At 46.7% G+C, this 19,472-nt stretch carries 19 protein-coding genes and 1 pseudogene; all 20 read right to left on the bottom strand.

The genetic code is table 11. The features are described from left to right. Positions 1–169 (bottom strand): annotated as a pseudogene (locus AB4138_RS19145) (chemotaxis protein CheW); the annotation flags it as partial. Next, on the bottom strand, positions 156–938 hold the full coding sequence (locus AB4138_RS19140) for a ParA family protein (protein WP_017071206.1): 783 nt from the start codon (positions 936–938) through the stop codon (positions 156–158). The pseudogene AB4138_RS19145 and the gene AB4138_RS19140, both read right to left, overlap by 14 nt. 10 nt (positions 939–948) lie before the next feature. Beyond that, positions 949–2,073 carry a chemotaxis response regulator protein-glutamate methylesterase gene (locus tag AB4138_RS19135; RefSeq protein ID WP_017060664.1) on the bottom strand — a complete coding sequence of 375 codons (1,125 nt, stop codon included), beginning with the start codon at positions 2,071–2,073 and terminating at the stop codon, positions 949–951. 13 nt (positions 2,074–2,086) lie between these two features. Further along, positions 2,087–4,279 (bottom strand): chemotaxis protein CheA, encoded by a 2,193-nt coding sequence (locus AB4138_RS19130; protein WP_017064112.1) that lies wholly within the window; start codon positions 4,277–4,279, stop codon positions 2,087–2,089. Between the two features lie 9 nt (positions 4,280–4,288). Beyond that, the gene (locus tag AB4138_RS19125) at positions 4,289–5,020 is read right to left on the bottom strand and encodes a protein phosphatase CheZ (protein WP_017064113.1); all 732 of its coding nucleotides are present in this window, start codon (positions 5,018–5,020) and stop codon (positions 4,289–4,291) included. Between the two features lie 105 nt (positions 5,021–5,125). After that, positions 5,126–5,494, bottom strand: a complete 369-nt coding sequence (cheY, locus tag AB4138_RS19120) for a chemotaxis response regulator CheY (protein WP_016767062.1) — start codon at positions 5,492–5,494, stop codon at positions 5,126–5,128. Positions 5,495–5,536: 42 nt separating this feature from the next. Then, a complete protein-coding gene (locus tag AB4138_RS19115; protein ID WP_017060667.1) occupies positions 5,537–6,271 on the bottom strand; it encodes an RNA polymerase sigma factor FliA in 735 nt (244 codons plus the stop codon). Further along, on the bottom strand, positions 6,264–7,151 hold the full coding sequence (locus AB4138_RS19110; protein ID WP_017060668.1) for a MinD/ParA family protein: 888 nt from the start codon (positions 7,149–7,151) through the stop codon (positions 6,264–6,266). The genes AB4138_RS19115 and AB4138_RS19110 overlap by 8 nt, the downstream gene beginning before the upstream one ends. 13 nt (positions 7,152–7,164) lie before the next feature. Then, positions 7,165–8,727, bottom strand: a complete 1,563-nt coding sequence (gene flhF / locus AB4138_RS19105) for a flagellar biosynthesis protein FlhF (RefSeq protein WP_029235190.1) — start codon at positions 8,725–8,727, stop codon at positions 7,165–7,167. 41 nt (positions 8,728–8,768) lie between these two features. Further along, a complete protein-coding gene (gene flhA / locus AB4138_RS19100; RefSeq protein ID WP_136979579.1) occupies positions 8,769–10,868 on the bottom strand; it encodes a flagellar biosynthesis protein FlhA in 2,100 nt (699 codons plus the stop codon). A gap of 210 nt (positions 10,869–11,078) precedes the next feature. Beyond that, complete coding sequence (flhB, locus tag AB4138_RS19095; protein ID WP_017060671.1) at positions 11,079–12,209, bottom strand: flagellar biosynthesis protein FlhB; 1,131 nt, start codon at positions 12,207–12,209, stop codon at positions 11,079–11,081. Positions 12,210–12,218: 9 nt separating this feature from the next. Next, positions 12,219–13,001, bottom strand: a complete 783-nt coding sequence (gene fliR, locus AB4138_RS19090) for a flagellar biosynthetic protein FliR (RefSeq protein WP_017060672.1) — start codon at positions 12,999–13,001, stop codon at positions 12,219–12,221. A 6-nt stretch (positions 13,002–13,007) separates the two neighbouring features. Continuing rightward, the gene (fliQ, locus tag AB4138_RS19085) at positions 13,008–13,277 is read right to left on the bottom strand and encodes a flagellar biosynthesis protein FliQ (RefSeq protein ID WP_029235191.1); all 270 of its coding nucleotides are present in this window, start codon (positions 13,275–13,277) and stop codon (positions 13,008–13,010) included. A gap of 11 nt (positions 13,278–13,288) precedes the next feature. After that, positions 13,289–14,218, bottom strand: a complete 930-nt coding sequence (gene fliP / locus AB4138_RS19080; protein ID WP_372154560.1) for a flagellar type III secretion system pore protein FliP — start codon at positions 14,216–14,218, stop codon at positions 13,289–13,291. Next, positions 14,205–14,645, bottom strand: coding sequence for a flagellar biosynthetic protein FliO (gene fliO / locus AB4138_RS19075; protein WP_017060675.1), 441 nt, complete (start codon positions 14,643–14,645; stop codon positions 14,205–14,207). The genes fliP and fliO overlap by 14 nt, the downstream gene beginning before the upstream one ends. Further along, positions 14,645–15,055, bottom strand: a complete 411-nt coding sequence (gene fliN, locus AB4138_RS19070) for a flagellar motor switch protein FliN (protein ID WP_004739851.1) — start codon at positions 15,053–15,055, stop codon at positions 14,645–14,647. Before fliN ends, fliO begins: the two co-directional genes overlap by 1 nt. A gap of 29 nt (positions 15,056–15,084) precedes the next feature. Beyond that, entirely contained in the window at positions 15,085–16,131 is a 1,047-nt protein-coding gene (gene fliM / locus AB4138_RS19065; protein WP_017060676.1) for a flagellar motor switch protein FliM, read from the bottom strand. Positions 16,132–16,138: 7 nt separating this feature from the next. Then, a complete protein-coding gene (gene fliL / locus AB4138_RS19060) occupies positions 16,139–16,627 on the bottom strand; it encodes a flagellar basal body-associated protein FliL (protein ID WP_017060677.1) in 489 nt (162 codons plus the stop codon). A 90-nt stretch (positions 16,628–16,717) separates the two neighbouring features. Then, positions 16,718–18,847, bottom strand: coding sequence for a flagellar hook-length control protein FliK (locus AB4138_RS19055; protein WP_372154559.1), 2,130 nt, complete (start codon positions 18,845–18,847; stop codon positions 16,718–16,720). A 182-nt stretch (positions 18,848–19,029) separates the two neighbouring features. Further along, complete coding sequence (gene fliJ / locus AB4138_RS19050) at positions 19,030–19,467, bottom strand: flagellar export protein FliJ (RefSeq protein WP_017060679.1); 438 nt, start codon at positions 19,465–19,467, stop codon at positions 19,030–19,032. Between the last annotated feature and the right edge of the window lie 5 nt (positions 19,468–19,472).

The raw sequence follows: 19,472 nt of genomic DNA, 5'->3' as shown, positions 1-19,472 counted from the left end.
CTGGCTCTGGCTCTGGCTCTTCAGATTGTGATTCGTCGCTCGACTCGTCAACAAAAAAATCGTCAGATTCAAAGCTTTCATCACCTAACAGCGCAGTAAAATAATCATCCAGTGCTTGTTCACTGGAGAGACTTGGCTGCGCCAATGTTGATTCTTTATTCGCGCTCATTTATCGCCAACCTTTCGAGATAAATAAGCAACTGTTTATAAGCAAATACACCACGGCTACCCGATGCAAAATGAGAGGCTGGCAAGCGCTTTAGGCTCGCATCTCGAAACTTGGTATCAATCGGCACAGCAGACGTCCAAACTTGGTTTGGGTAATCATCTTTGAGCTGCGTTAATGTTTGCAGTGAGGCTTTGGTTCGCTTGTCGTACATCGTTGGGACAATCGTAACCTTAAACGGTGTTTTGCGAGACTTCTGCATGATGGTCAAAGTGCGAATCATGCGCTCTAAGCCCTTCATCGCCAAAAACTCAGTCTGTACCGGAATCAATATACGATCGCTAGCAGCCAATGCATTGACCATCATCACACCCAGAATTGGCGGGCAATCGATCAATACATAGTCATAGTCGTCTTTCAAAGCGGCTAAAGCACGCTTCAAGATCAACCCCATGCCGCTTCGATTTCCCATTACACGGTCTAATGTCGCCAAAGACATGTGCGCAGGGATAATATCAATACCTTCGACTTCTGTTTGTAAAAGCAAAGGTCTTACCGTCTGCACGTTAAACTCACGCAACTGGAACAGATCAAACAGGCTCGATTCCACCGTATCTGAATCGTAACCCAGATAGGTGGTCAGTGATGCATGTGGGTCAGTATCAACCAACAGAACACGGTGCCCCTTCAACGCAAGTAAACCTGCTAGAGTCACGGTCGTGGTCGTTTTACCAACACCACCTTTTTGGTTTGCAACACTCCAAACAATCATTTCGATTTACCTAAGCTAACCCAACTTCGACCAAGATCCTTTCCGCGATACGGTCTAGAGGGAGGTCTTCAGTAGAAATGCCAGCTTTTGCTACAGCTTGAGGCATACCATATACAACACAGCTATCTTCGTCTTGTGCCCAAATTGTCGAGCCCGCAGTTTTCAACATACGCGAACCTTCTCGACCATCTGCGCCCATACCAGTCAGGATCATAGACAACACTTTGTCGCCGTAGATCTTCGCTGCAGAGCCGAATGTGACATCCACACAAGGCTTGTAGTTCATGCGGTCGCCGCCATCGATAATTCTTAGACGTGCAGACCCTGCGCGGCCATCCACCATCATCTGTTTACCACCCGGAGCAAGATACGCCACGCCAGGTTTTAACACATCACCGTCTTGCGCTTCGCGAACTTCAATCTTACACAAGGTGTTCAATCGGCTCGCAAAAGCAGCAGTGAATGTTGCTGGCATATGCTGAACTAACACAATTGGGTGTGGATAGTTAGCAGGGATGCGAGTCAAAATCTTCTGTAGAGCAACAGGGCCGCCAGTCGACGTACCAATTGCTGTTAATTGATACTTCTTACCTGACGCTCTGAATTTCGCCGTTGATGCAACCGCAGGCTTCGCTGTCGAAGTCGAAGCTGCTGTTGAAATCGGTTGGCGCAATGGCGTAGATGTTGCAGTCGTCGCAGTCGCTCTCGGCGCAATAGGAGCACGGCGCATAAACGCACGCTTCGCTGCAATCTGAATCACACGCTGTTGAAGCAATGCAACTGCATCGTCGCGGTTACGTGCAATGTCTTCAAACTTCTTAGGAAGGAAGTCGAGAGCACCTGCATCTAACGCATCTAACGTTGCTCTCGCTCCATCATGCGTTAACGATGAAAACATCAAAATAGGCGTTGGAGACGCGGCCATGATTTCACGAACGGCAGTGATACCGTCCATGACAGGCATTTCAATGTCCATAGTGATTACGTCAGGTCTTAGCTGTTTCGCTTTCTCAACGGCTTCTTTACCGTTTACTGCAACATCAATGACTTCTAGGCGAGCCTCTGAGTTGATGATCTCGCTAACGCGACGACGAAAAAAACTCGAATCATCAACGACTAATACTTTAATCGCCATATTTATCCTTAAATTAAATTCTTGACGCTGCTGCGTACTGCTTCAACAAGTCCGGCACATCTAGAATCAATGCAATGTGTCCGTCACTTGTAATTGTCGCGCCTGCCATTCCTGGCGTGCCTTGCAGAAGCTTATCAAGCGGCTTGATGACTACTTCTTCTTGACCGATCAGCGTATCGACAACAAAACCAACACGTTGGCTACCAAGTTGCACGATAACAACATGGCCGTGTCCTTTGCGCAGTTCAACAATACCCGCTTTAGGTGCAAGCCAGTTTTGCAAGTAGAACAACGGAATAGACTTATCGCGAACGATGATCGTCAGCTGACCATCAACCACGTTTGTGCGGCTTAAATCTAGGTGGAAAATCTCGTTAACCGATGCCAATGGCAATGCAAATGGGTGACCTGCAACACCGACCATCAAGGTTGGTAGAATCGCTAGGGTTAGTGGAACCTTGATGGTGATCTTGGTGCCCTGTCCCATTTCTGAATCAATATCAATAGAGCCGTTCAGTGTGTTGATCGCTGTTTTCACAACGTCCATACCCACACCACGACCAGAGATATCCGAGATCTGCTCTTTGCTTGAGAAGCCAGGAGCAAAAATCAGGTTAAAACACTCTTTATTTGATAAGCGAGACGCTGCATCTTCATCCATCAGGCCACGTTTAACCGCGATAGCACGAAGCTTATCAGGGTCCATACCGCCACCGTCATCAACGATAGCCAGTTCAATGTGGTCACCTTCTTGAGAGGCAGACAGAATCACTTTACCCGTTTGTGATTTACCCGCAGCAACACGGTCGTTTGGCATTTCAATACCATGATCGACAGAGTTTCTCACCAAGTGAATCAGGGGATCAGCAAGTGCTTCTACTAAGTTTTTATCAAGGTCCGTTTCTTCGCCACGCATTTCAAGAACGATGTCTTTCTTCAAGCTACGAGCAAGGTCACGGACAACTCGTGGGAAGCGACCAAATACTTTCTTGATCGGCTGCATACGAGTCTTCATTACCGCACCTTGAAGGTCTGCAGTAACAACATCTAAGTTAGAGACAGCTTTCGACATTTCTTCGTCGTTGCTGTTGAGGCCTAGGCTGACTAGTCGGTTACGCACCAATACCAGTTCACCCACCATGTTCATGATGGTGTCCAGTGTTGATGTATCAACACGAACTGTCGCTTCAGCTTGTTGCTTCTTAGCCGGCACTTTAACTTCAGCTTTTGCTGGAGCGCTCGGTTTTGGCTCAGCTTTAACGGCAACTGGCGCAGCAGGTTTAGGCGCAGCTTGAGGTGCTACTGCCTTAACTTCTGCTGGCTTAGTCGCGGCATCCAATTCTTCAATCGAAGGTCCATTACCTGAGCCATGTAGTTGGTCAAGTAACTTCTCGAACTCTTCGTCAGTCATCAGATCATCGCCTTCAGACATCGCCGAAACAGGTGCTGCTGGCGGCGTTGGCGGTGGAGGAGGCGTTGAACTTGCCGCTGTCGGGCTCTTACCCGCACCGTGCAATTCATCTAATAACTTTTCAAATTCGTCATCAGTAATATCACCACTGTCAGCAACAGACTGAGGTGCAGCGGGTGCTGGCGGCGGTGTTGGTGCAGAAGGCGCTGTTGGTGAACCACCTTTACCGTGAAGCTCATCAAGCAAGCGTTCAAACTCATCTTCAGAGATATCATCGACTGAAGATGCATTGATGTTTGAGCTTTCAGCAGTAGGTTCCGGAGCAATAACAGGCTCAGGCGCTGCAACAACAGGTTCAGGGATAATAGGTGCAGGCGCTTCTACTGGTGCCACTTCATCCGCAGACTCTGGTTTACAGAGACGGTGAAGTTCATCCAATAAAGATTGGTCGGCTGGCACTAAAGGTTCCTGATCTTGCACGGCGCGAAACTGTACATTGACTGTATCTAGCGCCTGCAGCATGGTATCCATCAAACCTGATGTTACGCTGCGTTGGCCGTTTCGCAGAATGTCGAACACATTCTCAGCACCATGACAAGTATCCACCAGCTCAGTTAATGCTAGGAAACCAGCACCACCTTTTACTGTATGGAAACCACGGAAAATAGCATTTAATAGGTCTTTGTCGTCAGGGTTATTCTCAAGCTCTACCAGTTGTTCTGATAGGAGTTCAAGGATCTCTCCTGCTTCGACTAAAAAGTCCTGAAGAATATCTTCGTCTAAATCGTAGCTCATACGTTACCTTTAAAATCCAAGACTGGATAACAAATCGTCGACTTCATCTTGAGATGCGACAGCGTCTTCGCGCTCTTCTGGGTTCATAATTGGACCTTCAGGCGCAATCGATGCTTTCTTCTCTGACTCTGGAGTTGGCTCTTTTTGATTCGCACCGAATACCGTGAGAATCTCGACCAAACGTCCTTCCACCTCATTCACCAAGGTAATAACTTTGCTGATTATCTGCCCAGTTAAATCTTGGAAATCCTGAGCCATCAAGATTTCAGTCAATTGTCCGCGTAGTTCAGTACTGTCGCCTTCTACTTGGACAAGCAATCCATCAATGCGGTGACATAAAGCTTTAAATTGTGCCAGCTCAATGCGGCCATGCATCAGTTCATTCCATTGAGGCCTTACTTGAAGTAAACACTCGTGTAGGTTGTCTGCGATTGGCATACAGCGATCGACAGCGTCCATCGTCTTATTTGCCGCAACTTCCGTTTTATCAATGACATACTGAAGGCGATCCCTTGCATCAGGGATTTCGTCATTTGCGATAACGCTGATGCGTTCATCGAAATTGAATTGAGTCAAAGAGTCGTGGAGGTCGCGTGTCAGACTTCCTATTTCTTGAAGCATTGGATTGTCTTGAAGACTAAAGTTATCTTCATAAATGCTTCTCACAAGAGAATCAGCATTTTGCTGCTCATCGTTCTCAAGCAGCTCTACTAATTTTTTTGCTTGTTCTAATGAAATCATCCTGAATTCGGCCTTACTCCGCATACTTTGTGCGCTTAGGCTATCGAGATAAACAGATAACTTATCAGTCAGTGTTTACCTAGAAGTGCCTAAATTTATTGATGCTTATAAGCGATCAAAAATCTTATCAAGTTTCTCTTTCAGCGTTGCAGCAGTGAAAGGCTTCACAATGTAACCATTAACACCCGCTTGCGCAGCTTCGATGATCTGCTCACGCTTCGCTTCAGCTGTGATCATAAGCACTGGAAGGTGCTTAAGTTCTGCGTCTGCGCGAATGTGTTTAAGCAGGTCAATCCCTTGCATGCCTGGCATGTTCCAGTCAGTTACCACGAAATCAAATTCGCCTTTTTTCAGCATAGGTAACGCGGTCAAGCCATCATCTGCTTCTTGAGTGTTGTTGAAACCTAAATCGCGAAGTAGGTTTTTAACAATTCGGCGCATCGTTGAAAAATCATCAACAATGAGAATTTTCATGTTTTTGTTCAAATTAGCCTCCACTGAATAGGATCAGTGTTGTTAGTCGTTCTGTGTCCAAGCACTTAACTTAGTGCGTAAACGCTGCATAGATTGGCTCAGTATTTGGCTGACACGAGATTCGCTGACACCTAACACTTCCCCAATCTCTTTTAAATTGAGTTCTTCGTCGTAATAAAGCGAAAGCACAAGGCCTTCCCTTTCCGGAAGTTGTTTTATCGAATCGATCAAAGCTTGGCGGAATGACTCATCAGCAACCCCTTGAAAAGGCGTATTATCTTGAGAGTCTTCATTCGGAGATATTACATCATCTGAGACGCCTAAATCTTCAATTCCAACCAGTCTTGAGCAATTAATGTCAGTTAAAGCACTGTGATACTGCTCTAAACTGAGCCCCATGTGTTTTGCCACTTCGGCATCACTCGGGTCGCGGTTGAGGATACCCTCTAATTCCGCAATTGCACTGCTGATTTCTCGATTGTTCTTATGAACCGATCTCGGCACCCAGTCCCCACGGCGAATGTCATCCAACATTGCCCCGCGAATCCGAATACCAGCATACGTCTCAAAGCTTGCGCCTTTGGTACCATCATAGTTTTGTTGCGCTTCAATCAAGCCGATCATGCCAGCTTGAATTAAGTCATCAACCAATACATTAGGCGGTAATCGCCCCAACAAGTGATGAGCGATACGTTTAACCAACACAGAGTACTTCTCAAAAAAAGCCTGTTGGCTATTGTGATTAGCGTGTTGGTCGTAAGTAAGCGCTTTATTCACCAAATGGTTCCTCTATAAATTCAGTACGATTCAGCAGCCTTTCAACAAAGAACTCCAAGTGTCCGCTCGGTGTTTTTGGTATTGGCCAGGTCAAGGCTTTGTTAGCCAAAGAGCTGATTGCCAATGCAGCTGGAGAGCGAGGAAACGCATCGACTACGATTTTCTGTCTCTTGACTGATTGACGTACTTTATCATCTAAAGGAATACATGCTACGAGTTCGAGGCTCACATTCAAGAAGCGCTCTGTGACCAAAGTCAACTTTGCAAATAATTCTCGGCCTTCGCGGTAGCTTCTGACCATATTTGCAACAACTTTGAATCGCTGAACTTGGTGTTCTCTGCTTAAAAGCTTAATCAAAGCATATGCATCCGTGATCGAGGTAGGTTCATCACATACCACGACAACCACGTCTTGCGCCGCTCTTGAGAAGCTGATCACCATGTCCGAAATACCGGCTGCGGTATCAACCAACAAGATATCCATCTCGTCTTCAAGCGAACCGAATGCGCGAATCAAACCAGCATGCTGTGCGTGTGAAAGTTCAGTCATGCTTTGAGTGCCCGATGTCGCTGGAATAATTTTAATTCCGTGCGGCCCTTCGACAATCGCATCCTTAAGTTCACATTCGCCAGCCAACACATGCCCAAGGTTTCGTTTAGAACGAATACCTAGCATGATATCGACGTTCGCTAGTCCTAAATCGGCATCTAGCACCATGACTTTTTTGCCTTGGCGCGCCATGCAAATAGCCATACCTAACGTCACATTAGATTTACCAACGCCTCCCTTACCACCGGTTACAGCGATAACTTTTGTGAGTGAAGGCTTGGTTAAGCGACGGAGGCCGCTAGCTTGGTCATGTATCATATTTTCATTCATATTTATCCGCCGCCTAGAGCCCTTCAGAATCGCTATTCCAGTAATGAGGTTCATTCTCTGTAGATTTTTCTAATAGCTCATTAGCCTTAGCAATCATGTACTTTGGCTGAGCTATAACGATATCTTCAGGAACTCGTTGACCATTTGCTATGTAAGCAACTGGTAATGCATTTTGTATTACGACACTGATGAATTCACCTAGACTTAGGGATTCATCCAGCTTAGTCATGATGCATCCCGATAACGGGATTCTTCTAAAGTGTTCAATTGTTTCTTGCAGCACTTTGCGTTGCGCGGTTGCAGGCAACACAAGGTAGCTATTGATAACGGAACCACTCTCTTGCATCAATGTGTCTAACTGCTCAGATAGGCGAACATCTCGTTGTCCCATGCCTGCAGTATCGACCAGAATCAGGCGACGATTACGTAACTGATATATTACATCGGCCAGTTCGCTAGAATCTTTAGCAACTCTTACAGGACAACCCATAATTCGGCCGTAGATCGATAACTGCTCATGTGCACCTATACGATATGTGTCAGTTGTCACTAGTGCGACGTTATCAGCGCCATATTCCATGGCAGCACGTGCAGCTAGCTTTGCAACAGTCGTTGTTTTACCCACGCCGGTTGGGCCAAGTAGAGCCACAATACCGCCGCGTTTTAAAATATCTTTTTGTGTAACGGAGATTTGGTCAGCAACCAGAGCTAACAGAGCCTTCCATGCACGTGCAGGTTTAGTATCTTCAGGAATGTAGCAAGCCATTTGATCGGCAAGCTCTGCAGATACACCCATACGTTCAAGGCGCTTAATAAGCATGGCTCTCAGTGGTTCACGGCGCTCAACTTCTTGCCACATCAACCCAGAAACTTGATGCTCTAACAGACGACGAATTGAGGTCATCTCTTCGCGCATCGTTTCCATTTCAGTATCAGAACCTTTGGACTGAGTGTTCTCTCGACCACGATCATAACGGGTAGGATCCAAGCGAGGTGTCGGGCGCTCTACTCTGCGGTCTTCAGCAATCAACTTAGACAAACCCGTTTCACGAGCAAATGCAGAATCAAGATTTCCGTGAGACTGTTGGTTACCGTGAGATTGCTGATGGCCATGAGACTGCAAATTGCTTTGAGTCTGATGACTATGAGGCTTATGGCCCGTGCTTGATTGGCGATTGAGCAATGCTGACAATGAATCTTCATTTTCTGCACGATGCTGTGGCTCATCATCGGCGCCATGACTGTATTGCTTAAGCATATTCGCAAAGCGCTTAGTCATTGAGCGTCCACCTTCAACATTCGACTGTAGGCTAACCTTGTCATCGTCTAGTTGACGTCGCCCAGCAGGAGCTGCGGGCGCGGCCATTTGCGTATATTGGCTTTGTGCAGGCTGCTGAGGTTTATTTAATCTCTGGCTCGCTGTCGACGGGCTGGATTCGCCATCAATAGCGGCAACAATTTCCACGCCACCTGCGACCTTTTTGTTAGACATGATCACCGCTTCTGAACCAAGTTCTTCTTTAACTTGGAGCAGAGCCGTTCGCATATCTTTTGCAAAAAATCGTTTAATTTTCAATTCGATTGTCCGTTCTAAATTGTCCGTTCTAATTAGGCGACTTAATTACCAACAGCTTGTACTATACGTATCTGCTTTTCGTCCGGTATTTCTTGGTAAGACAAGACTCGCAAGCTTGGGATCGTGTTCTTCACGAACTTAGCCAGAGTCGAACGCAACACGCCAGAGGTCAATAGTACCGCGGGCTCACCTTTCAGCTCTTGCTCTTGTGTAGCGTGGCTGAGAGAGGTCTGTAAACGTTCGGCTAAACCAGGTTCAATACCAGCAGATTCTCCGCCGGATGCCTGCATGGTTTGATGCAAGATTTGTTCCAGCTCAGGAATCAAGGTTATCACTGGTAACTCGGGCTCTATACCATTGATTTCCTGAACAATTAATCGTTTCAATGAGATGCGAACCGCCGCAGTAAGTATGTCAGGTTCTTGACTCTTACCTGAATACTCCGACAAAGTTTGGACTATGGTTCGAATGTCACGAATTGGAATCGCTTCATTCAGCAGGTTCTGTAGCACTTTCACAACCACACCCAACTGCAATTGATCCGGTACAAAACCTTCCACCAGCTTAGGTGTTGAGCGGCTGAGCATCTCAAGTAAGTTCTGAACTTCTTCGTGGCCAATGAGCTGCGATGCGTTGTTGGTTAGCAGCTGGCTAAGGTGTGTCGCCAGTACTGTAGAAGAATCTACAACGGTATAACCTAGAGCTTGTGCGTGTTCACGCTGCTCTTCACGAATCCAAACCGCTTCAAGGCCAAAGGCAGGGTCAATCGTCGGCTCGCCATCGATCATGCCATAGACTTGGCCCGGGTTAATCGCGAGCTCCATGTCTGGCTTAATCTCAGCTTCACCCACAGCAACACCCATCAGGGTAATACGGTAGCTGTTTGGTGTCAGTTCTAGGTTATCGCGAATGTGTACCGCTGGGATCAAGAAACCAAAGTCTTGAGACAGCTTTTTACGCACACCTTTAACGCGTTCAAGCAATTCACCACCTTGGTCTCTATCAACCAAAGGAATTAAACGGTAACCCACTTCTAAACCAATAATATCGACAGGTTGAACATCATCCCAAGAGAGCTCCTTCTGAGAGCCTACTTCTCCATTCGCTTCAACTGTCGCCGGAAGGTTAGGCTCTTCCGCCTTCTTCTTGTTCTTTTTATCGATGTAATACGCCCCCGCGCCTGCAACGATGGCAAGGCTCAAGAACGAGAAATGTGGCATACCCGGAACAATACCCATGATGCCAAGGATGGCGGCGGTGATCATCAAGGCTTTTGGATTGTCGAACATCTGGAAGACAAGTTGCTCGCCCATATCTTCATCAGTATTTTGGCGCGTTACCATCATCGCAGCTGCAATAGACAGTAATAGAGATGGAATTTGTGCAACCAGACCATCACCGATAGTCAGTAGTGTATAGATTTCGATTGCTTCGCCAAAACCAAGGTCAAACTGAGCCATACCAATGCTCAAGCCACCAATGATGTTGATGAATAAGATTAAGATACCAGCGATCGCATCGCCTTTAACAAACTTAGAAGCACCGTCCATCGAACCGTAGAAGTCAGCTTCTTTGGTTACTTCAAAACGTCTCAGACGCGCCTGGTCTTGGTCGATCAAACCTGCGTTCAAGTCGGCATCGATTGCCATCTGTTTACCCGGTAAGGCGTCTAACGTGAAACGCGCGCTTACTTCCGAGATACGACCCGCACCTTTGGTTACAACCATGAAGTTGATGATCATAAGAATCAAGAACACCACTAGACCTACCGCATAGTTACCACCGATAACCACGTTACCGAAGGCTTCAATCACATTACCGGCCGCGTCGCCACCTTCATGACCATGAAGCAATACCACACGTGTCGAAGCAACGTTCAAGGCCAATCGAAGTAGAGTCGCAATCAGCAGGACGGTCGGGAATGCAGCGAAGTCTAAAGGCCTGCGGGTATATACCGAGACCAGTAGCACAACCATAGACAGTGCAATGTTGAAGGTGAAGAACATATCCAACAAGAAAGCTGGAATGGGCAACACCACCATAGCAAGCGTTGCAAGTACCATAATAGGTGCACCAATCGCAGGCATGGCACGGTTAGGGATTTTAGGTAGCTTGTCCGCAAAAGGCAGGGAGAATTTCATAAATCTAGACAGTTTCGCTATGTTGTAGCTCTCTGAACAAGTGGATTAGGTCTTAGTCAGGGCTGTTTGCTATGGGCTTATAATGTTCAGGCTACTACAGCAAACACTGTACCAACATCTCACGTCAAATTATCGCCATCACCTCTATAAAAGGAAGATTAGCTAGCTCGCTATTATCAGGGTTCATCACGCAGAGCTCAAGCAATTGATCTAATGACGTAAATCAGGTGGGATCGGCATATTAGAATCTTGCAGTTTTGGTCGCTCACCACCTCGTTTTCGGTACTGTTTAAGCTGGAAAACATATGCAAGCACTTGTGCAACTGCCGTAAACAGACCGTCAGGAATTTGTTGTTCTAGCTCAGTGGTGTGATAAAGCGCCCTCGCCAATGGCGGCGCTGGAACGATATAGATGTCGTTTGCACGCGCAATCTCTCGGATCTTCATCGCCATGTGGTCGACACCTTTAGCAACCACAATTGGTGCTTTGTCTTGATTCTGCTTATAGCGCAGCGCCACTGAAAAGTGCTCTGGGTTGGTGACTATCACGTCCGCTTGCGGCACATCGGCCATCATACGACGCTGAGCCGCTTCCCTTTGAAGCATGCGAATTCGGCCTTTCACTTCCGGCTTACCTTCAGTGTCTTTGAATTCGTCTTTGACTTCTTGTTTGGTCATCTTCAATTGATCGGCGTGTTGCCAGATCTGGAACGGGATATCAATCGCCACCACAATCAGCAGTGAGCAGCTGATCAACAGGATGAAATTGAGCAAGATATCCAAGGCATGGAAGATGTTTTGTGGATAGACGTCCATGCTCAGCTGCATTAAATCATGCTGAGAGGCTTGAATCAGATAAATCGCCATCCCCGATACGAGCGCTACTTTAAGAATAGACTTGAGCAGTTCAACCCAACTTTGCAGGCCAAACATACGCTTGATACCACTGAGTGGGTTGAGCTTAGACGCCTTTGGCATCGCCGCTTGCATTGAGAAGTTAATCCCACCGACACCCGCAGCGCCGATGACGGCAGCAACAAACAAGGTTATCAGTATCAAAAACAGCGGGAACAGCAGGTTCACCAGTGCACCACCGGCAATTTCTAAGAGTTTATTGGTGTCAAAGATCTCGTCGCGACTCAAAGAGAACAGGCGTTGCATCGCCTCGAACAAAGCCTTCGCCATCGATTCGCCAAACCACATTAAAGCAATCGCACCGACAATTAATACCGATGCTGACGCTAGCTCTTTTGACCTTGCAACCTGCCCTTTCTCTTTGGCTTGTTGCAAGCGTTTGGGCGTGGCGTCTTCTGTGCGTTCTTGACCGTCTGACTCTGCCATTTCAGTCTCCTAGCAATCTAACCGGATTAGACGACATATCTGTTGTTCGCCCTGCATCCAGAATAGCTCATAGTGACTATACAAGCCGCCAAGGATGTACCAACAAAGTAACAGACCCACGAGTAGCGCAAATGCAAAACCCAAAGAAAAGATGTTTAATTGAGGTGCCGCACGCGTCATTACACCAAAAGAAAGGTTAATCGTTAGCAGCGCAATAATCCCCGACAATGACATCGCTAATGCCGTTTTGAACATGATGCCGAGCCACAACGCGAGCTCTCGAAAATCCACAGAGGTTAGAGAGCCACTGCCAATCGGCAAGGTCTTAAAACTAAACACCACCAGCTGCAGCATTTTCAAGTGACCATCGGTCGCCAAAAAAAACATGGTCGCAAGCAGCATGAACAGTTGACCAAGTACCGGCGTGTTTTGCCCGTTAGCCGGGTCGACCATTGAGGCAAAACCCAAGCTCGATTGCATACCGAGGATCTGACCCAGCATAACAAAGGTTTGAATCATGAACTGGGTAACAAAACCCATGGCCACGCCAATCACAATTTGCTCGAAGACAGTCAGGAAGCCTTGAAAGGACAGAAGTTCAATCTCTTTGGGAACGGCCGGAATCGCAGGCATCACCGCAAAAGTGATCGCCAAGCCTAAATACAGACGAATACGCGGCGACACGAAGCGTGCCCCTGTTACCGTCATCACCATCAGCATCGCTGAGATGCGAGTGTATGGCCAAAAATAATTGGCTAACCACTCTAGTACAAGGCTCGTTGGGTATTCCATATCGGTTTAATACAGAACTTGCGGCAAGCGTTCGATGAGCTCAAAAAAGAACTCCATCATCATCTGGGTCATCCAGTGTGCGAATAGCATCAACGCCAACAAAGTTACGATCAAACGCGGCAGGAAACTCAGGGTTTGTTCGTTGATTGAGGTCGCAGCTTGGAAAACAGCCACAACCAAACCGATCAGCAGGCTAGGAATAATGATGGCGCAAACCATGATTAATACCATCCAAAGGGCATCTCGGAACAACTCTACGAATATTTCAGGATTCATTATTCCCCCAGCTACAAGGCAAAACTGCCGGCGAGTGTGGAGAGTATCAAGTTCCAGCCATCAACAAGAACAAACAGCATCAACTTAAACGGCAGCGATACAATCATCGGTGACAACATCATCATACCCATAGCCATCAATACCGATGCCACCACCAAGTCGATGATTAGGAAAGGCAAGAACAGCATAAATCCGATTTGGAAAGCCGTTTTTAATTCCGATGTGATAAATGCTGGAATCAGAACCGCCATCGAAACATCTTCAGGGTTAGTCACTTCCGCGCCAGAAATATCAACAAAGGTTTCAAGATCTTTGATTCGAGTCTGCTTGAGCATGAAGGATTTAATCGGTTTTTGGGCAACATCAAATGCCTGTCGTGCCGATATCTGTTCATTAAGATAAGGCTGAACTGCTTGTTCGTTAACTTGATTAATCACTGGCGACATGATGAAGAAGGTCAAGAATATCGCGATACCAATAATGACTTGGTTAGACGGTGTTTGTTGTAGACCCATCGCCTGACGCAAGATAGACATCACAACCACAATACGAGTGAACGATGTCATCAAAATCACCATCGCCGGCAAGAAGCCAAGCATGGTCATTAACGCGAGAATTTGCAGGTTAATCGAGTAGTCTTCACCGCCATTGGCATTGGTTGTCATGGTAAAGGCAGGTATGCCGCCACCATTGCCAGTCAAGCTGCCCGTGGTCATGGTTGTCGATTTGGCTTGGTCTTGTTCCATCGTGCTGATAGTGACCGAATCCGAGCCAGCGGTATTCGCAGGAATGACGGTGCCGTCTTCAGCTTGTGCAAATACCGACACACTGAATACGATTGAGCATAGGAGAATAAGCTGAACCAACCACACTTTCACCGCTCGGAAAGCTCCGGCTTGGTGAAAGTAAGAGGAGTTCAAAAGTCCGTTACTTGTTTGCATCTTTTTTTATTAGCTGGGAAAGCTGACTTGAAAATGTACTTTTTTCCAGCATCTCCTGAGTAAGAGGTTTATCGAGCTTAGAGATCAGCTGAATCGATTGTGTGGTAATCCCTACCAAGAACTGTTCATCACCCGCTTGCACAATAGCGATACGCTCTTTAGTACCAACAGGGATTTGCCTAACAATCGCCAAACCTTGTTGATTCGACATCGCAGGTACTTGCATTCGCTTGAGTAGCCAAGCAATAAATAAAATGAAGGCTATAACGAAAATTAGCGACCCAAAGGTGGTCGCTAAATCGAGAGAAGGCGGTGTTGCTGCAAAGGCAATGGAAGGAGCCGTTAATAGCCCTACTCCCAAGATTCCTCGTAACAAACCTGTCATTCCGAGAAAAGAGCCCGCAAGTCTTTGAGACAAAAAGCTCATTAACGCAGCTTCTTAATTCGTTCTGTTTGGCTAATAACGTCAGTCAAACGAATACCAAACTTGTCGTTCACCACAACCACTTCACCATGAGCAATCAAGGTACCGTTTACCATCACATCCAGTGACTCACCAGCGATTCGATCTAGCTCAACAACCGAACCTTGGTTCAACTGAAGTAAATTACGGATACTGATCTGAGAGCGACCAACTTCCATCGAAATAGTCACTGGAATATCCATAATGGTATCCAGCTTACGACGCTCATCTTCAGAAATCGGAGATGATGAATCGGTTAGCTCATCAAGTGGTGCCGCAAGCACATCATCAACATCAATTGACGGCGCTGAAGGATCTTCACCAAGTGCTGCAGCCCATTCGTCTGCTAGCTTTTGATCTTCACTAGGTTCCATTACCAATTCCTATACTTTTATCTATTTTACTATTCGTCGTCATCATCACTGTTTTCGAGCTCAGACAATAAGTCTTTACCTAGAAAAGCGAGATCAGTTTTAACCACATGTGGTCTTTGAATTTTTTCCGAAATCTGTACTGCAAGCTTCTCACCAGAACGGCCCATTTTCACACGATAAGTCGGCAGTTCTTCGACAAACATGGTTGCGTGCTCAGGCATGTTCATTGGGATAACATCACCAGGGCGCAGCTCCATCAGATCACGAAGGGAAATATCTTGCTCTAGCAAATTCACGCGGAAATTGACGGGCACATCCATGATCTCATCACGCAGTGCGGTACTCCAACGAACATCGGTTTCCATCTTGTCTGATTGAACACCCGCATCAAGCAGTTCACGGATCGGCTCAACCATGGAGTAAGGCATGACAACGTGGAAGTCACCACCACCGCCATCCACTTCAATGTGGAACGAACTCACAACAATCACTTCGGTTGGGCTCACAATGTTCGCCATACTTGGGTTCACTTCGGAATCCAAGTATTCAAACTCAACCCCCATCACTGGCGACCAAGCTTCTTTGTAATCTTCAAAAACAATTTTCAGCAGTAACTGAATGATTCGTCTTTCAGTAGGCGTGAATTCACGACCTTCAATCTTGGCGTGGAAACGACCATCACCGCCAAAAAAGTTCTCTACGAGAATGAAAACCAGACGAGCTTCCATGGTGATGAGTGCCGTACCTTTCAATGGACGGAAACGAACCATGTTTAAACTGGTGGGTACATACAATGTGTTTTGGTACTCACCAAACTTCATCATCTGTACGCCGTTGATCGACACTTCAGCCGTTTTACGTAACATATTAAACAAGCTGATACGCATATGACGTGCGAAGCGCTCGTTAATAAGTTCAAGGGTCGGCATTCGACCACGGACGATTCGATCTTGAGATGAGAAGTCGAAATTGACCGCATTGTCATTTTCGGTTTCTAAGACATCTTCAACTTCTTCAACATCATCAACGCCATGTAACAGCGCATCAATTTCGTCTTGGCTTAATAAATCGGTCACAAATTACCTATTGAATTACGAAGTCAGTGAATAACACTTTTTCAATCACAGGCTGGCCAACAGCTTGAGCCAGGCTTGCTTTAATATCTTCTGTTGCCTTATTACGCAGTTCCACGCGGCCTGTTGGTGAGCGCAATTGATCAACCGTTGCCGAAGCGAACGTGGCCAGTAGCGTACTTTCTACAAGTGGAGAGTGGTAACGAGCCAGGTCTTCATTCTTACTGCCACGTACCATGAGCTGTGCTTTTATCTGAACTAGGCGATCTTTTTTGTCACCTGTCACATTAAACAAGAAGGGCTGAGGAATATTAACATACATAACCGGCTCTGCAGCGACCACAGCCGTTGCTGGCTGAGACTGAGATTCAGAGGCGCTATCGTCAGAACCTAAGAAAAAGTACAGCGCACCACCTATACCAAGCAGTAACACAACTACGGCAATAATAATTATAAGGAGCTTGCTCTTCCCTTTAGGTGCATCTTGTTCTTCGGCCATATCTTACTCTAACTTCCTGTTCTTGCGATTAACTGATGGTTCTTTTTATTAACTGGTTTTTTCTATTAACCAAGCGTTCTTAGCCTGATATTAGGCATAATAACTAATTCCATCACGCTTTGATGCGACATTCAATTCAAGATTGCTGCCACTATCAAGGTTTTCATCACCTTGCGTATCATTTGTGCGGTTAGCGCCGGATTGTTGCTCACCATTGTTGTATCTATCTTGTCCCTGACCGGAGTTCTGTTGTTGAACAGACGAATCGGCAAGCTGCAGACCTTGCTGAGCAAGCATCTCTCTCAAGCGAGGTAAGGTTTGTTCAATCACATCTCTCGCTTGCTGATTACTCACCGTAAAGTGCACGTTTGCCACGTCATTATTCATGGTCATGCGGATTTTCATTTGGCCCAATTCTGGTGGGTCGAGACGAATGTCCAAGTTCTTAAGGTTCTTAGACATCATCATTTGTACTTTTTCAGCCACTTGCTCATTGGCTAGCTCTTTGGTGAGCTGTAAGGGCGCTTGTTGAGCAGCTTGAATTTCAGCTCGCGTAGGTGCTGAACCCACCGTTGCCGTACCTTGTGCACCAGCCGCAGAAGCGATCTGCTGAGCAAAGGTCGAATCTTTAGAATCTTCTTTAGCACCCGCTTTACCCAAACCAGACAGTGCTGCTGCACCGGCGCCCGCTTTAAGAAGCGTATCAGTCGAGCCTGCTTTTGTGGCAGCTGGCGTTGCATTCATCGCCATTCCTTGCGCGGTTAAAGCTGGATCCAACGTTGCTTGCTGCTGAGGTGAAGCCACATTAGCTTGTTGAGCTGCGGCCTGTTGGGCTGCATGTGCATTATTGGCGTGCAGCATTGCCGCCTTGTCCGTAAGAGCATTGTTTGCTGATTGAGAAGCGGCCTGCGCTGACACTTGTTGTGTAGCCGTCGCTACAGCTGCTGTTGATGCTGCCGCAGCTAAGGCTTTAGTTTCGCTTGAATCCGTATTATCCCAATCGATAGCAGTGGGTTCACCAGACGCACTGTTCGCAGCCGGAGCTTGACTTAGCAAAGCTGTTACTTGTTGTTGAACGTTAGCGAGCTGTTGATTCAACAGGTCTAGGTTAGAGGTCGCTTTAGCCAAAGCGGCTTGCTCATCAACCGTCAGCTTAGCGCCACTTTGTTGCTTATCAAGCAAGCTATCGACAACAGACTGCTCTGATTCGATTTGTCCATTCAATTGGTTTAGCGCTTTGGTATGGGCATCTACTTGCTTTGCCAGTTCAATATCCACGGCTGACAATGCTTGGCTCTGCTCGGCAGCAACCGCACTAGCTGCATTCTTTTGGCTCAGCTCTCGGCTCATACTGGCTTCAATTTGTTCTGGAGTGACGCCTTTATCCATCAACTGTCGGATTTCAGTATCAGTTAGCTGAGAAACACCCTTACCTCCGGTAAGTACAGCGATTTCAGAATCGACTTCAAGGCTCTTCTCCTGATTTGCAGCCTTAGCTTGTTGTGTCGCCTTATCCGTAACGGAAACTCCTGCAACAGAAGCACCGGTGATATTACCTTGGGCTTGTTCTACCTGACCTTGCTGAGGCAAGCCTTTGCCGTTTGGCGCTTGATTTAGGGTTTTGTTTGCCTCATCCAATTGACCAAGCAATTTATTGCCTTCGCTCATCGCTGCATTGGCTTGCGATGCCTGCGTAGCACCATCTACCGCTGATGGACCCTGAGTTTGGGATTGAGCAATATGTTCTTTAGATTCGTTAGTCGTATCCTGCGCATCTTTACCATCTGCCTTATCTGCAACAGTCTTATCAGCGACAGTGCTATCAGTGCCCGAATTGGCTTTGAGCTGAGCCTCAGATCCAGACGCAGCCTCTGCTGATGTTTTATCAGCAGCTTTCTCGCCTTCTACTTCTGAAGCTGCTTGCTTGCTTTGCGCTTCGCTCACTTCGTCAGTAGCCTTTGATTCAGCGAAATCACCTTTGTTCGCTTCGGCTGACGCTTCACCTTCGGTAGATGTCTGTTTAGTATCAGGTTTCGCAGTGCTTTCTGTGTCTTTTGCTGCGACTTTACTGTCACTTTCTTCAAAGCCGAGCGCTTCTTTAAAGGACTCAAAGAAACCTTTAGAGTCGCCGGTTTCTTCTACCTTGGAAGAGGCAGAACCGGTGTCCAACAACGATGACATTTTGTTGGTCGCTGAATTTGAGGAAAGACTAACATTCATATATACAAGCTCTATCTACTAGCTTTGCTGCCATGAATCAGGCAACAAAAAGAAAGTCGGATGCTTTTCATGCCTTTGGTGGACATAACGCGCAATTTTATATAAAACGGAGCAAGAAACATGCCTATAAGTTCGGTTTTCACAATATAGAGAACAGCACTGACGTCATTCGTGGCTTAGGATCACATCTTCTTTCGGCTGTATAACAGAGTCGAAAACTCATCCATTTGCTTTTGTTCTCTTCGATCTTGCAGCTTTGCTTTCTCTTTCTGCTTTTTCTCCATCAACCACTCGTAGGATTTACGTTTTTTGCGTAACTCCATCCAGTAGCTTTGGCAGTTGTCGACTTGATTTTTAAAGTGGTGCTCGGCTTCTCTCTGTTTGGATAATGTTTCATCCAACTGAGTTAAGAAGCGGTTCAAGTGACCATATTGGCTCGCCGTTAAGCCTGCCTTGCCGCGGTCAACGAGCTGCTGACAGTAATCCAGTCGATACTTTTCAATCTGCGCAACCTGCTCATAGTAGCCTTGCAGCTCAGAGTTCGCTTTGTTGAGCGCAAGTACCGCTTGGTTCTCTTGATCTTTGGCTTGATCGAGCAAAAATTCTAATGCGTTATCCATGACTA

Origin of the sequence: Vibrio sp. 10N.286.52.C3 (assembly GCF_041468865.1) — a bacterium.
Taxonomy (GTDB): domain Bacteria; phylum Pseudomonadota; class Gammaproteobacteria; order Enterobacterales; family Vibrionaceae; genus Vibrio; species Vibrio crassostreae_C.
The sequence above is the reverse complement of the archived record's forward strand: the minus strand, read 5'-3'. Positions and strand labels throughout refer to the sequence as shown.

Coding starts and splice junctions, on each gene's coding strand:
- AB4138_RS19140 (WP_017071206.1), bottom strand. CDS start 938: ATGATTGTTTGGAGTGTTGCAAACCAAAAAGGTGGTGTTGGTAAAACG.
- AB4138_RS19135 (WP_017060664.1), bottom strand. CDS start 2,073: ATGGCGATTAAAGTATTAGTCGTTGATGATTCGAGTTTTTTTCGTCGT.
- AB4138_RS19130 (WP_017064112.1), bottom strand. CDS start 4,279: ATGAGCTACGATTTAGACGAAGATATTCTTCAGGACTTTTTAGTCGAA.
- AB4138_RS19125 (WP_017064113.1), bottom strand. CDS start 5,020: ATGATTTCATTAGAACAAGCAAAAAAATTAGTAGAGCTGCTTGAGAAC.
- cheY (WP_016767062.1), bottom strand. CDS start 5,494: ATGAAAATTCTCATTGTTGATGATTTTTCAACGATGCGCCGAATTGTT.
- AB4138_RS19110 (WP_017060668.1), bottom strand. CDS start 7,151: ATGAATGAAAATATGATACATGACCAAGCTAGCGGCCTCCGTCGCTTA.
- flhA (WP_136979579.1), bottom strand. CDS start 10,868: ATGAAATTCTCCCTGCCTTTTGCGGACAAGCTACCTAAAATCCCTAAC.
- flhB (WP_017060671.1), bottom strand. CDS start 12,209: ATGGCAGAGTCAGACGGTCAAGAACGCACAGAAGACGCCACGCCCAAA.
- fliR (WP_017060672.1), bottom strand. CDS start 13,001: ATGGAATACCCAACGAGCCTTGTACTAGAGTGGTTAGCCAATTATTTT.
- fliQ (WP_029235191.1), bottom strand. CDS start 13,277: ATGAATCCTGAAATATTCGTAGAGTTGTTCCGAGATGCCCTTTGGATG.
- fliP (WP_372154560.1), bottom strand. CDS start 14,218: ATGCAAACAAGTAACGGACTTTTGAACTCCTCTTACTTTCACCAAGCC.
- fliO (WP_017060675.1), bottom strand. CDS start 14,645: ATGAGCTTTTTGTCTCAAAGACTTGCGGGCTCTTTTCTCGGAATGACA.
- fliN (WP_004739851.1), bottom strand. CDS start 15,055: ATGGAACCTAGTGAAGATCAAAAGCTAGCAGACGAATGGGCTGCAGCA.
- fliL (WP_017060677.1), bottom strand. CDS start 16,627: ATGGCCGAAGAACAAGATGCACCTAAAGGGAAGAGCAAGCTCCTTATA.
- AB4138_RS19055 (WP_372154559.1), bottom strand. CDS start 18,847: ATGAATGTTAGTCTTTCCTCAAATTCAGCGACCAACAAAATGTCATCG.
- fliJ (WP_017060679.1), bottom strand. CDS start 19,467: ATGGATAACGCATTAGAATTTTTGCTCGATCAAGCCAAAGATCAAGAG.